Annotated in this window: 12 protein-coding genes, 1 pseudogene and 1 riboswitch; of the genes and pseudogenes, 7 read left to right on the top strand and 6 right to left on the bottom strand. The window is 72.2% G+C overall.

The genetic code is table 11. From position 1 onward, the window contains the following. Complete coding sequence (gene octT, locus AB0K15_RS24735; protein ID WP_364054793.1) at positions 1 to 729, top strand: diglucosylglycerate octanoyltransferase; 729 nt, start codon at positions 1 to 3, stop codon at positions 727 to 729. A gap of 4 nt (positions 730 to 733) precedes the next feature. Next, positions 734 to 1,582, top strand: a complete 849-nt coding sequence (locus tag AB0K15_RS24730) for a DegV family protein (RefSeq protein WP_364054790.1) — start codon at positions 734 to 736, stop codon at positions 1,580 to 1,582. Positions 1,583 to 1,603: 21 nt separating this feature from the next. On the opposite strand, the gene AB0K15_RS24725 is transcribed toward AB0K15_RS24730, so the two are convergent. From AB0K15_RS24725 to AB0K15_RS24715, 3 genes are read right to left on the bottom strand one after another with little or no spacing between them, the layout of a single operon-like run. Then, on the bottom strand, positions 1,604 to 2,167 hold the full coding sequence (locus AB0K15_RS24725; RefSeq protein ID WP_364054787.1) for a helix-turn-helix domain-containing protein: 564 nt from the start codon (positions 2,165 to 2,167) through the stop codon (positions 1,604 to 1,606). A 13-nt stretch (positions 2,168 to 2,180) separates the two neighbouring features. Then, the gene (locus AB0K15_RS24720) at positions 2,181 to 3,005 is read right to left on the bottom strand and encodes an oxidoreductase (RefSeq protein WP_364054784.1); all 825 of its coding nucleotides are present in this window, start codon (positions 3,003 to 3,005) and stop codon (positions 2,181 to 2,183) included. 46 nt (positions 3,006 to 3,051) lie between these two features. Beyond that, positions 3,052 to 3,492: a nuclear transport factor 2 family protein gene (locus AB0K15_RS24715; protein ID WP_364054781.1), complete on the bottom strand. Its 441-nt coding sequence runs from the start codon at positions 3,490 to 3,492 to the stop codon at positions 3,052 to 3,054. 182 nt (positions 3,493 to 3,674) lie between these two features. Between AB0K15_RS24715 and AB0K15_RS24710 the strand changes: the two genes are divergently transcribed. After that, entirely contained in the window at positions 3,675 to 4,424 is a 750-nt protein-coding gene (locus tag AB0K15_RS24710) for a ComEA family DNA-binding protein (protein ID WP_364054778.1), read from the top strand. Then, positions 4,424 to 6,806, top strand: a pseudogene (locus AB0K15_RS24705) (ComEC/Rec2 family competence protein). Before AB0K15_RS24710 ends, AB0K15_RS24705 begins: the two are co-directional and overlap by 1 nt. A gap of 24 nt (positions 6,807 to 6,830) precedes the next feature. On the opposite strand, the gene thrC reads toward AB0K15_RS24705, so the two are convergent. Further along, a complete protein-coding gene (gene thrC, locus AB0K15_RS24700) occupies positions 6,831 to 8,096 on the bottom strand; it encodes a threonine synthase (protein ID WP_364054775.1) in 1,266 nt (421 codons plus the stop codon). A gap of 13 nt (positions 8,097 to 8,109) precedes the next feature. Continuing rightward, a riboswitch (SAM riboswitch) is annotated at positions 8,110 to 8,243 on the bottom strand. A 148-nt stretch (positions 8,244 to 8,391) separates the two neighbouring features. Between thrC and holA the strand changes: the two genes are divergently transcribed. Continuing rightward, on the top strand, positions 8,392 to 9,363 hold the full coding sequence (gene holA, locus AB0K15_RS24695) for a DNA polymerase III subunit delta (RefSeq protein WP_364054772.1): 972 nt from the start codon (positions 8,392 to 8,394) through the stop codon (positions 9,361 to 9,363). 502 nt (positions 9,364 to 9,865) lie between these two features. Here holA and rpsT read toward each other — a convergent pair. Then, a complete protein-coding gene (rpsT, locus tag AB0K15_RS24690) occupies positions 9,866 to 10,126 on the bottom strand; it encodes a 30S ribosomal protein S20 (protein ID WP_220242854.1) in 261 nt (86 codons plus the stop codon). A 386-nt stretch (positions 10,127 to 10,512) separates the two neighbouring features. On the opposite strand from rpsT, the gene AB0K15_RS24685 reads away from it, so the two are divergent. Both AB0K15_RS24685 and AB0K15_RS24680 read left to right on the top strand, forming a co-directional pair. After that, the gene (locus tag AB0K15_RS24685) at positions 10,513 to 11,376 is read left to right on the top strand and encodes an EamA family transporter (protein WP_364054769.1); all 864 of its coding nucleotides are present in this window, start codon (positions 10,513 to 10,515) and stop codon (positions 11,374 to 11,376) included. 22 nt (positions 11,377 to 11,398) lie between these two features. Continuing rightward, positions 11,399 to 11,773 carry a VOC family protein gene (locus AB0K15_RS24680; protein WP_360600483.1) on the top strand — a complete coding sequence of 125 codons (375 nt, stop codon included), beginning with the start codon at positions 11,399 to 11,401 and terminating at the stop codon, positions 11,771 to 11,773. On the opposite strand, the gene AB0K15_RS24675 is transcribed toward AB0K15_RS24680, so the two are convergent. Then, entirely contained in the window at positions 11,770 to 12,366 is a 597-nt protein-coding gene (locus AB0K15_RS24675) for a class I SAM-dependent methyltransferase (RefSeq protein ID WP_364054765.1), read from the bottom strand. The genes AB0K15_RS24680 and AB0K15_RS24675 overlap by 4 nt on opposite strands. Positions 12,367 to 12,387: the final 21 nt, after the last annotated feature.

Raw genomic sequence — 12,387 nt, 5'->3', positions numbered from 1 at the left:
ATGGGCTCGCACCTGCTCGTCTTCGGTGATTCGCTGAGCTTCCACGGTCCCGAGGGTCCCTGTGCCGCCGACGAACCACGCCTGTGGCCCAACGTCGCGGCCACCGCGCTCGACGGGCGCGCCGACGTCGTCGCCGGCATCGGCTGGACTGCGCGCGACGTGTGGTGGTCGCTGACCGGCGACCCGCGCGTGTGGGCCGATCTGCACCACGTGGACGCCGTCGTGCTGGCGATCGGCAGCATGGACACGCTCCCGTCGCCGCTGCCGACCTACCTCCGCACGGGCTTGCGTTACCTCCGGCCTGACGGCGTGCGCCGGATCGTGCGCGGCGCGTATCTCGCCGCGCAGCCGCGGTTGTCCGTCGTGCTTCGGGGCCGGCCCGCGGTGCTGCCCGCGAAGCTGACCGTGCACTACCTCGACCTCGCCGTGGAGGCGTTGCGCGTGTTGCGGCCCGAGCTGCCGATCTTCGGCATGCTGCCGTCGGTGCACCGCGCCGACGCGTACGGCCGCGTCCACACCGCCCGCCCCGCCGCGGCCGCCGCGATGGCGGCGTGGGGCGCGCGCCTGGACGTTCCGCTGCTCGACCTCCCCTCCGTCGTGGGCGACCACGTGCTCGGCGGCGAGGGCAACCCCGACGGCATGCACTGGGGCTGGGCGGGACACGAAGCAGTCGGCACGGCCATGGCGAAGCTGATGACACCGGCTTTGCGCCCCGGCCACGTAGGCTGACGGCGTGTCGGTCGCCGTGATCACGGACTCCACCGCCCATCTGCCGGAGGGCTTCGCCGACCGGCACTCGGTGCGCGTGGTGCCCTTGCACGTCCTCGTCGACGGTGCCGTCTCCTACGACGGCACCGAGATGGGGCCCGCCGCGCTCGCGGAAGCGCTGGGGGAGCGCAAAATCGTCACCACATCCCGGCCCACTCCCGCCGAGTTCGCGACCGTCTTCCGCGCCGCGCTCGACGACGGCGCCGAGTCCGTGGTGTCGGTGCACCTGTCCAAAGAGCTCTCCGGCACGTGGGAGGCCGCCGTGCTCGCCGCGCAGGAGGTCGGTCCGGACCTCGTGCGCGTGGTCGACTCGCGCACGACCGCGATGGGACTCGGGTTCGCCGCGCTGCACGCCGCGGTCGCCGCCACCGCCGGCAAATCGGCCGTCGACGTCGAGGCGGCCGCGGTCGAGGCCGCCGGTCGCTCGTCCACGCTGTTCGTGGTCGAGACCCTCGAGCACCTCCGCCGCGGTGGCCGCATCGGATCGGCGGCGGCGCTGCTGGGCACGGCGCTCGCGGTGAAGCCGGTGTTGCACATGTCCGAAGGGCGCATCCTTCCGCTGGAAAAGGTCCGGACCATGAACCGGGCCATGGCGCGGCTGGTCGAGCTCGCCGTGGAGGCGGCCGGCGAAGGCCCGGTCGAGCTCGCCGTGCACCACCTCGCCTCGCCGGAACGAGCCGTCGAGCTGGCCAACCGCCTGGAGGAAGCCGTGCCCGGCTGCGCCGGCGGCTGCGTGGTCTCGGAGCTGGGCGCCGTGATCGGCGCGCACACCGGGCCGGGCGTGCTCGGGGTGGTCGTGCAGCGGGAGCGGTGATCCTCCCCGCCGGTAAGGGTTTCAGCCCTTGCCGGTGGTGAAGCCCGCGAGGAACAGCTCCAGCCACCGCGCCCGCACAGCCGGCTCGACGTCCGTCGGCGCCGTCAGGATGAGCAGGTAGAAGTCGTCGGCCGTCACGTCGTCGCGCAGTTTGCCGTCGCGCTGGGCGGCCTCGATCATCCGTGTCGTGGCCGCGCGGCTGCGGCTCTCCTGCTCGGGCGTGAGGTACTCCGCCCCGACGTTCTGCGCCGCGGCCTTCACCGCCCGGTCGTCGGCCGCCGCCTCGACGATGTGGCTCATCAGCGCCGAGATCTCCGTCATCGCGTCGGCGCCGCCGGCCACCCGCTCGGCCGCCGCCTCGATCGCCTCGGTGATCAGTTGGCTGTGCTCGCCGATCACCGCCGTGACGAGGTCGGTTTTCGTCGGGAAATGCCGGTACAACGTGCCCACGGCGACCCCCGCGGCCTCGGCGATGGTGTCCATCGGGACGTCGGGGCCGAACCGGGTGATCTGCTCCCGCGCCGCGTCGAGGATCTTCGTGCGGTTGCGCACCGCGTCGGCGCGCAATGGGCGGGACGGCTCCATCGGTTCTCCGGGGTCAGCTCGCGACGGCCCTCATGATCAGGGTGTCGAACGCGCGGTCGGGCAGGACGCGGCGCAGGAAAATCAAGGGCTTCGCGCCGAAACCCGCAGCGTAACGTGTGCGCGGGCGCCGGGCGGTCGCAGCCTTGGCGACGGTCTTCGCGATCACGGACGGCTGGGACATCAGCCGCGCGTTGATACCCGAGGTCATGCCCTTCGCCAGCTTCCCGGTCAGGTCCGAGTACGCGCCCTCGCCGGAGACCTCCTTCATGTGGTCCACGGCGATGTTGCCCCACTCCGTCGCGATCCCGCCGGGCTCGATCACGACCACGTCGATCCCGAAGGGCCGCACCTCCATCCGCAGCGCGTCGGAGAACCCCTCCAGCGCGAACTTCGTGCCGTGGTACCAGGCGCCCAGCGGGGTGTGGATCTTGCCGCCCATCGAGGAAATGTTCACGATCCGGCCCGAGCGCTGTGCTCGCATCACGGGCAGCACGAGCTGGATCAGCCGCGCGGCCCCGAACACGTTCACCTCGAACTGGTAGCGGGCCTCCGACAAGGGCACGTCTTCGACCGCGCCGTACGAGCCGTAACCGGCGTTGTTCACCAGCAGATCGATCCGGCCGGACTCCGCGACGATCGCCGCCACGGCCTTCTCCGCGGACTCCTCGTCCGTCACGTCCAGTGCGATCGTCCGCACCCCACGCGCGGCGAGGTCCGCCATCCGCGCCACCCTTCGCGCGGCGCCATAGACCGTGTAGCCACGCGCCAGCAGCTCTCGCGCGGTGGACTCTCCGATACCCGACGAAGCGCCCGTGACCAGGGCGACCTTGGGGGTCATGACCAACACCTCCTGAAAGTGAACCAGGACTCAGGTTTATCATGAGTCATCGTTCACTTTCAACCCGGGCGGATTTCACGGGGGCGTTTTCGGCGGCGTCGGCGTCGACGGCGGCGAACGAGTGGTGCTCGTGCGCCACCACCCAGCGACCCTGGTCTTTGCGCAGGCCGATGGTCAGCCGCAGGTGGTGGCCCGGTGGATCGGCGGGGGTGCCGCACCGCAGAAGCGCCCAGGCGTACGCCACGTCGTCGCCGGCGGTCACGTCGAGCTCCAGGACGGTGAACGTCGCACCTTCCGCCTGCCAGACGAAAAACGGTGGCCAGGTTTCGCGGTACGCGTCGATCCCGCGGATCCCTTCGTGGGGTGGCGGGACGTCGAACATCACGATGCCGTCGGAGTGGTCGGCGAGGACGCCGTCCAGATCTCCCGCGTGGACGGCAGCGGCCCAGTTTTCGATCAGGGCGCGGATCTCGGCTTCGTTCGTCATGATGGGGTCCCTCCCGTGGAGCGCCGTCGAGGGCGGCGATGGGCGTCAGCATGGCACCGCGGGCCGACCGGAATCGGCGTTCGGCTGTCGCGGAGGCCGAGTTGTCCACAAGGGGGCAGTTATCCACAGGCTGGCGGATTCGGCCTGGTGGCCGGTGTCGATCAGCGCCTAGCGTCGCACGTGTGTTCGAGCAGACCGCCCGTGATCCGGGCACTCCCGTGAACGCCAGGCTCGCCTGGCTGGCCGACCAGCTGGCGGCGGGCCCACGCACCGTCGGGCCCGGCGGCCGGCTGGTCCGGCGCTGGTTGCCCGGCGGCGCCGACCCGGCCCACCCCGGTCTGCCCGGCGTGCTGAAAAACCCCCGAGTCCTCGTCGTACTGGGGGTTGTGGTCGTGGCCGTGCTGATCGCCGCGGGGTTCGCAGTGTTCAGCGGAGCGCCTGCGACGGAAGTGGCGCCGTCCCTGCCGAGCGCGAAGGCGCACCCGTCCGTCGCGGCGCCGGCGTCTTCGACGTCGGCGAAGCTGGTGATCAGCGTGATCGGCCACGTCCGCGCACCCGGTCTCGTCACCGTTCCGGCCGGCTCGCGCGTGGCCGACGCGGTGCGGGCCGCCGGCGGCGCGGATCCCGGCACTGATCTCTCCGGCCTGAACCTCGCCCGCAAGCTCACCGACGGCGAGCAGCTCGCCGTCGGCATCGCGGTCGCGTCCTCGGTCCCGGCAGGCGCCGGTGCGGCACCGGGCAAGCTCGACCTCAACTCGGCCACGCCTGAGCAGCTCGACACGCTGCCCGGCGTCGGCGAGGTCACCGCCGGCCGCATCATCGACTGGCGCACCCAGCACGGTGGCTTCTCCAGCGTCGAGCAACTTCGTGACGTGGAAGGCATCGGAGAAAGCAAGTTCGAGAAGCTGCGCGAGCAGGTGACGGTCGGATGATGTTCGTCCAGCCGGAAGCCGCGCCCTCGTGGCGTGACCACGACCTTCGGCTCGTCCCGGCAGCACTGGCGGCCTGGGTCGGCACCCTGGCGGGGCTGCGGCTCGGGTGGTGGGCGGCCGAGGTTTCCGGCGTCGTGGCAGCGGTTCTGTCCGCCGTGTTGCTCGCACGGCGGCGGGGGGAGGTGGCTCGGCGCGGCCGGCGCGCTGCTGGTTCTGGGGCTCGTCGTGGCGCTGCCGACGGCGTGGCGCATCAGGGGAGCGGAGCAGGACGCGCTCGGCCAGGCCGCCGCCCACGGGGTGACCGGCACGATCCGCGTCGAGGTCACCGAACGACCACGGCCGATCCACAGCGCCGGCTACGCCGATCAGCAGGCGGGCACGAGATCGGTGGCGATCGACGCCCGGGTGGAGTCGGCCACAGTGGACGGTCGGAAGGTGGAGTCCACCGGCCGGGTCCTGCTGCTCGCACCGGTGGCCGGGTGGGGTGATCTCCTGCCGGGCCAGGAGGTCACGGGGTCGGGTCGCCTGGCGCCGGCGCGTGGGGGTGAGCTGACGGCCGCGGTCGTTTACGTGCAGGGCGCTCCGGTCGGGGTCACGCCGGCGCCGTGGTGGCAGCGGGCGGCCGCGGCGTTGCGGGCGGGGCTGCACGAGTTGTGCGCGGTGTTGCCGGAGGAGCCGGCGGGGCTGCTGCCCGGGCTGGTTCTGGGCGACACGAGTGCGTTGCCGGAGCAGGTCGAGCAGGAGTTCACGGAGTCGGGGCTCACGCACTTGATGGCCGTCAGCGGGGGAAATCTGGCGATCCTGTGCGGTTCGGTGCTGCTGTTGTGCCGGTTGCTGCGCATCGGGCCGCGGGTGTCGGCGGCCGCGGCGGGATTGTGCTTGGGTGGCTTCCTGATTCTCGTCGGCCCGGCGCCGAGTGTGCTGCGCGCCGGGGTGATGGGCGGGGTGGCGCTGCTCGCGCTGGCGTTGGGCCGGCGTGGCTCCGCGTTGCCGGCGCTGGCGTTCTCGGTGTGCGTGCTCGTCGCGTGGGATCCGGTGATGGCGGCGGACTTCGGGTTCGCGTTGTCGGTGTTCGCGACGGCGGGGCTGGTGCTGCTCGCGCCGCGCTGGGCGGATTCGCTGGTGCGCCGGGGGATTCCGCCGGGATACGCCGAGGGTATCGCGGTGCCGTTGGCGGCGTTCGTGGTCACCGCGCCGGTCATCGCGGGCATGGCGGGCACGGTGAGCCTCGTCTCGGTGGTGACCAACGTGCTGGTGGCGCCCGTCGTCGCGCCGGTCACGGTGCTCGGGGTGCTGGCCACGGTGGTCGGTCCGTGGTGGCCCGGGGCCGGGCACGTGCTGGTGCACCTGGCCGATCCGGAGGCTCGCTGGCTGATCACCGTCGCGCGGCACGGGGCCCGTGCGCCGGGCGCGGTGCTGACCTGGCCGGGTGGCTGGTGGGGTGGGGTGTGCGCGGCCGGGGTGCTGGTCGTGGTGGTGGTCGTGTTCCGGTTCCGGCGCGCGCGGCTGCTGGTGGCGATGGCGCTGGTGGCGGTGCTGCTGATCGTGGTGCCGCCGCGGGTGCTCTCGCCCGGTTGGCCGCCGAAGGGCTGGGCAATGGTGGAGTGCGACGTCGGCCAGGGCGACGCCGTGGTGCTGGCAACCGCGGAGCCCGGGCGCGCGGTGGTCGTGGACACCGGACCGGAGCCGGGGCCGGTGGACGAGTGCCTGCGGCGGCTCGGCGTGGAGCGGATCCCGCTGCTGGTGCTCAGCCACCTGCACGCCGACCACATCGGCGGGCTGTCGTCGGTGTTCGACGGCCGGGCCGTGGGAGCGATCGCGGTCGGGCCCGGACGGGCGCCGACGTGGGCGTGGCAGCAGGTGTCGCAGGAGGCGGCGACACACCACGTTCCGCTGCTGGAGCTGAGCGACGGGCAGCGGCTCGACTGGCCGGGGCTGTCGCTGGACGTGCTCGGGCCGCGCTACGTCACAGCCCGCGCGGCGGCCCTGCAGGACGGCACGATGATCAACAACAGTTCCGTGGTGCTGCGGGCGACCACGGCAGCGGGGAGGGTGCTGCTGACCGGAGACGTGGAACTGGCCGCGCAGGCCGACTTGCTGGCCGAGGGGGTGGATCTGCACGCCGACGTGCTGAAGGTTCCCCATCATGGGTCGCGCTACTCGTTGCCCCGGTTCCTCGAGGCTGTGGGTGCGCGGGCGGCGATGATCAGCGTGGGCGCGGGCAACAGCTACGGCCATCCGGCGAAGTCCACAGTGGACGTGCTGGGGACGTTGGGTGTGCTAGTGACGCGGACCGATGTGGACGGTGACACGGCCGTGCTGCCCGATGCCGGCGGGCCGGCGGTGGCGCGCCGGGGTGAGCCACGCGGGCCGCCCCGCTAGGGGAGCGGCCCGCGGGCCCGGCGGTCAGAGGCCGAGGGCCTTGCTCACGGCCTCGGCCGACGGGGGCACGGTCGCCTTGGGGCCGATGCGGCCTTCGAGGGCGTCGAGCGTCTTGAGGCCGTCGCCGGTGATGAGCAGCACGGTCTCGGCGTCGGGGTCGATCTTGCCGGCTTCGATGAGCTTCTTCGCGGTCGCGACGGTGACGCCGCCGGCGGTCTCGGTGAAGATGCCCTCGGTGCGCGCGAGCAGCCGGATACCCTCCACGACCTCCTCGTCGCTCACGTCCTCGACCGCGCCACCGGTGCGGTTGACGACGTCGAGCACGTAGGGGCCGTCGGCGGGGTTGCCGATCGCGAGCGAGCGGGCGATGGTGTCGGGTTTCACGGGCTGGACCACGTCGTGGCCGGCGCGGAACGCGGCCGAGACGGGGGAGCAGCCGGTGGCCTGCGCGCCGAACACCTTGTAGGGGCTGGCTTCCACGAGGCCGAGCTGGCCGAGCTCGCGGAAACCCTTGTCCACCTTGGTCAGCTGTGAGCCCGACGCGATCGGCACCACGATCTGCTCCGGCAGGCGCCAGCCGAGCTGCTCGGCGACCTCGTAGCCGAGCGTCTTGGAGCCTTCGGAGTAGTACGGGCGCACGTTGACGTTGACGAACGCCCACGTCGGGTGCTCGCCGGCGAGCTCCGTGGCGAGGCGGTTGACGTCGTCGTAGTTGCCGTCGACGGCGATCAGGTCACCGTCGTAGACCGCGGTGGTGAGGATCTTGGCGCGCTCGAGCGACTTCGGGATCAGCACGACCGACCGCCAGCCGGCGCGGGCCGCGGCGGCGGCCGTCGCGTTGGCCAGGTTGCCGGTCGACGGACACGCGAGGACTTCGAAGCCGAACTCGCGGGCCGCGGCCAGCGCGACGGCGACCACACGGTCCTTGAAGGAGTGCGTGGGGTTGCCGGTGTCGTCCTTGACCCACAGGGACTTCAGGCCCAGGGCCTTGGCCAGCCGGTCGGCCTTCACCAGGCGGGTGGCGCCGGGTTCGGTGTTCGGGATCTCCTCGACGGTCGAGGGGACGGGAAGGAGCTTCTTGTAGCGCCAGATGTTCTTGGGGCCGGCCTCGATGTCTTCGCGGCGCACGCGGCCGAAGTCGTAGGCGACCTCGAGCGGTGAGAAGTCCTCCGCGGACACGAACTCCGGGGCGAGCGGCTGCCGGTGGCCCTCTTCCTTCGACACCAGTTCGACGGCCGGACCGAGGTCCAGGGTCTTCTTGGTGGAGGTCGTGCCGAGGGTAACGGTCATCGCGAGGTTCCTTTCCTCATCTGCCCCGCAAAAGCGGGCCGGAATTGGCACCGTGGTCGTCAGCTATCCCGCAAATTCGGGAAGACAGGCTGTACGCCGGTTGCCGGGGCTTCGTCGGGCCGTTCCCTCTGCCCCTCTGGATGAGCGGTGTTCAGTTGTCGGCGCGCCGTCGTGTTTCCGGTGGTGCCGGGCGCTGCCTCGGGTACACCGTACGACATGGCGATCACCTCGTGCCACGGTGGCGGCGCACATCACCGGAGCGGGCACGGGACCGGGCGGGTGAGAGGATGGCGGGGTGACCACCGCACCCGCGCCGCTCCACCTCGTCCTCGGTGAGGAAGAACTGCTCATCGAGCGGGCTGTCCGCGCGTCGCTGGACGCCGCGCGGGCCGTGGATTCGACGGCCGAGATGACGCGCAACCGGGTGTCCGAACTCACACCGCCCGTGCTCGCCGAGCTGGTGAGCCCCTCGCTGTTCAGCGAGGGGCGGGTCATCGTGCTCGACTCCGCGCAGGACATCTCGCAGGAGCTGGCGGACGCGGTGATGGCGTACCTCAAGGCGCCCGCCGACGGGATCGTGCTCGTGGTCGTGCACAACGGCGGCGGGCGCAGCAAGGCGGCCAAGGCGCTGCCCGCGGCGCTGAAAAAGGCGGGCGCGGAAATCACCGAGTGCCCGAAGCTGACGAAGCCCGCCGAGCGCGAGTCGTTCGTGCGCAACGAGGTGCGCCGGGTCGGGGGCAAGATCGACGCGGCGGGCGTGATGGCGCTGATGGACACCGTCGGCTCCGACCTGCGCGAGCTCTCCTCCGCGGCGACGCAGCTCGTCGCGGACACCGGCGGTGTGGTCGACGAGCAGGCCGTGCGCCGCTACCACACCGGCCGCGCCGACGTGACCGGCTTCGCCGTGGCGGAGAAGGCCGTGGGCGGCGACCGCGCGGCGGCCCTGGAGTCGCTGCGCTGGGCCATGCAGCTGGGCGTGCCGCACGTGCTGGTCGCCGACGCCCTCGCCGACGCGGTGCGCACGATCGCCCGCGTGTCCGCCGCCGGCCGCGGCAACCCGAACCAGATGGCGGGCGAGCTGGGCATGCCGCCGTGGAAGATCCGCAAGGCGCAGGGCCAGTCCCGCGGCTGGGGCCAGGACGGCCTCGCCACGGCGATGCGCGTGGTTGCCCGCCTGAACGCCGAGGTCAAGGGCGTGGCGGCCGATGCGGACTACGCCCTGGAACGCGCGGTCGTCGAGGTCGTCGCCGCCAAGGGCGAACGCTGACGCTGCTCGGCCGGGCGTAGTTCGGCCCGCTGCCCGGCGCGGCCGAGGCCGACGCTCGGAAAGCTGCGACGCGCCCGACGGTCGCTGCAGCGCGCGGTCACCCGGGCGGTCGCCGGGCCCGCCGCGATCCCGCCGCGATCCCGGCGGGCGGCTCGTGAGCAGCTTCTTGTCGCGCGGGATGGCCTGGGTGGTTGCTGGGCCTGCCGCGATCCCGCCGGGCGGCTCGTGAGCAGGTATTTGTCGTGCGGGATGGGGGGTTGCTGAGCACGTCGTGATCCCGCTGCGCGGTTCGTGAGCAGGTCCTTCCCGCGCGAGATGATCCGGGCGGTTGCCCGGTGCGTGCGCAGGCTTGGCATCAGCCCTCCGCCGGATGAGCGACTGTCGCCGGGGTTTCTCAGTGCACAGGGCTGCTGCTCGCCGGCGGACCCGGAGAACGCACGAAAAAGCCCGGTGACCAGGCGGTCACCGGGCTTTTCAGGTCTGGCAGGGTGCTGCGATCAGCTCAGAGCTGGTTCGCGCGCTTCGCGAGAGCCGACTTCTTGTTGGCGGCCTGGTTGGCGTGGATGACGCCCTTGGTGACGGCCTTGTCGAGCTTGCGGGCGGCGTCGCGCTGGAGTTCGAGGGCCTTGGTCTTGTCGCCGGAGTCGGCGGCCTCGCGGAACTTGCGGATCGCGGTCTTCACCGAGGAGCGGATCGCCAGGTTGCGCTGACGGGCCTTCTCGTTGGTGGTGATGCGCTTGATCTGGGACTTGATGTTGGCCATGAAGGCGTCCTGCTTTCGTCTCGGTGAAGGTCGCTGCCGCGTCGAAGTGGCTCCGGGCGCCTGGCGTGAAGACAGGCGCGGCCGGGTTTCCTCCCTGACGGAATGCCGCACGGCAACGACGGGAAAGCCTAACAGGCCTGCTCGCGGCCCCCTCGGGCGGCCCGGAGTGATCGGTTCGGCTACGGTGGAGAGCGCAGTGCCTAGGGTTCCGCTGCCGGCCCGCCGCACCGCAAAGCAACACACGACGCAAGACGCAAGACAACCAGGGCCGGCGGGACAGGTCCGAGCGGCACCATCGGCGCGGCCCGACGCCCGCCGTTCATCTGACGGGACAAAAGCCTGGAGGACCCGGCCTTCCGCGTGCGCGGAAGACCCGAAGGGGTCCGGTGAACACCACAGCTCTGTCGTTCGTCCTCATCGCCGCCGTCGTGCACGCGGGGTGGAACCTCGCGGCCAAGCGCGTCACCTTCGGCGGGCCGCGGTTCGTGTGGCTGTACTACACCGTCTCGGCCGTGGTCTTGCTCCCGATAACCGTCATCGCGCTCCTGGTCGAACACGAACGTCCACAGTGGACGTGGCTGCTCGCCGCCGCGGTGACGGCCGTGCTGCACGTGGCGTACGGCACGGTGCTGCAGCGCGGGTACGCCGTCGGCGACCTGTCGATCGTGTACCCGCTCGCGCGCGGCACCGGGCCGCTGCTGTCGGTGCTGGCGGCGGTGCTCGTGCTGCACGAGCACCCCGGCGTGCTGGGCCTGATCGGAGCGTTCCTGGTGGTGGCGGGCGTGCTCGTGATCAGCCTCGGCGGGAGCGAGGCCGACGTCAAAGCGCGCCGCGCCGGTGTGTTCTACGGCGTGCTCACCGGCGCGACCATCGCGGCCTACACGCTCTGGGACGCCCACTCCGTGACGACGCTCGCGGTGCCGCCGCTGGTGTACTTCGGCGGCGGCGCGCTGGTGCAGAGCGTGCTGCTGGCGCCCGCGGCCCTGCGCGACCGCGCCGAAGTCGGCAAGCTGTGGCGCGAGCACCGCAAGGAGACGCTGATCGTCGGGATCGCCTCGCCCGCGGCGTACCTGCTGGTGCTCTACGCGCTGCGGATGGCGCCGGTCAGCCTGGTCGCGCCGGCACGGGAGCTGTCGATCGTGCTGGGCGGGCTCGCGGCGTGGTTCGTGCTCGGTGAGCGGAACGCGGCGCGCCGGCTGGCGGGCTCGCTGGTGGTGCTGGCCGGGATCGTCGCGATTGCGGTGGCCTGAGCCACTCGGGTAGGCAGGACGCATGGACGTACTGAGCAGCCGGGTGCTGATCCACCCGCGCGACCTGGAGGCCTCGACCGCGTTCTACCGGGACACGCTCGGGCTGGCGATTCGGCGCGAGTTCCCCGGTGGCACGGTCTTCTTCGCGGGCGGCGGTTCGATCGAGGTCGTGGGCGGCAACGACGCGACACCCTCGGCGGCCGTCGACCTCTGGCTGCAGGTCCGCGACCTGCCGGCGACGCTCGAGGAGCTGGCCGCGCGCGGCGTCACGCCGGTCCGCGGGGCGCGCCGCGAGCCGTGGGGGCTCGACGAGGCCTGGATCACCGACCCGGACGGCCTGCGCATCGTCCTGGTGCAGGTGCCGGCCGACCACCCGCTGCGGAGGGACTCCCGCTAGGGCTTGCGGGCCCGCAACTGCGCCGCCAGTGTCGCGAAGCCCGGGGGCTCCCAGGTCCACGTCTGCAGGTCGGTGAAGCCCGCTGCGGTGACCTCGGCGGCCAGCTCGTGCCGGGGGACGGGCAGCCACTTCTCGTGCGCGGACAGCAGCAGCCGGCCACCGGGGCGCAGCACGCGGAACAGCTCGGCGAAGCCGGCCTCGCGGTCGTCCCAGAGCTGGACGTTGTTGACGCTCAGCACGACGTCCACGGAAGCGTCGGCACAGCCGGTCGACGCGGCCGTGCCGTCGCGCAGCTCCACGCGATCGCCGCAGCGTTCACGGCACAGGGCGCGCATCTCGGCCGACGGTTCGACGCCGATGACCTCGCCGGCCAGCCGGCTCGCGGCGTCGAGGCCGACGCCCGGGCCGGGGCCCACGACCAGCACGGTTTCGTCGGGTTCCAGCCGCGCCAGGTCCACGAGCCGGTGCTCGGTGGCGGCGTTGCCGCGTGACATCAGCCAGCCGCCGACGCGGCCCAGCAGGCCGCTGGGGTGCCCGAATGCCCGGTCCAGCGCGGTGTCGAAGGTCCCCGGGGGAGGGTGTGGAGTGCTCATCCTTCGAGGTCATCACGAGCC

The sequence above is a fragment of the Amycolatopsis sp. NPDC049253 genome (assembly GCF_040678995.1).
Taxonomy (GTDB): domain Bacteria; phylum Actinomycetota; class Actinomycetes; order Mycobacteriales; family Pseudonocardiaceae; genus Amycolatopsis.
The sequence above is the reverse complement of the archived record's forward strand: the minus strand, read 5'-3'. Positions and strand labels throughout refer to the sequence as shown.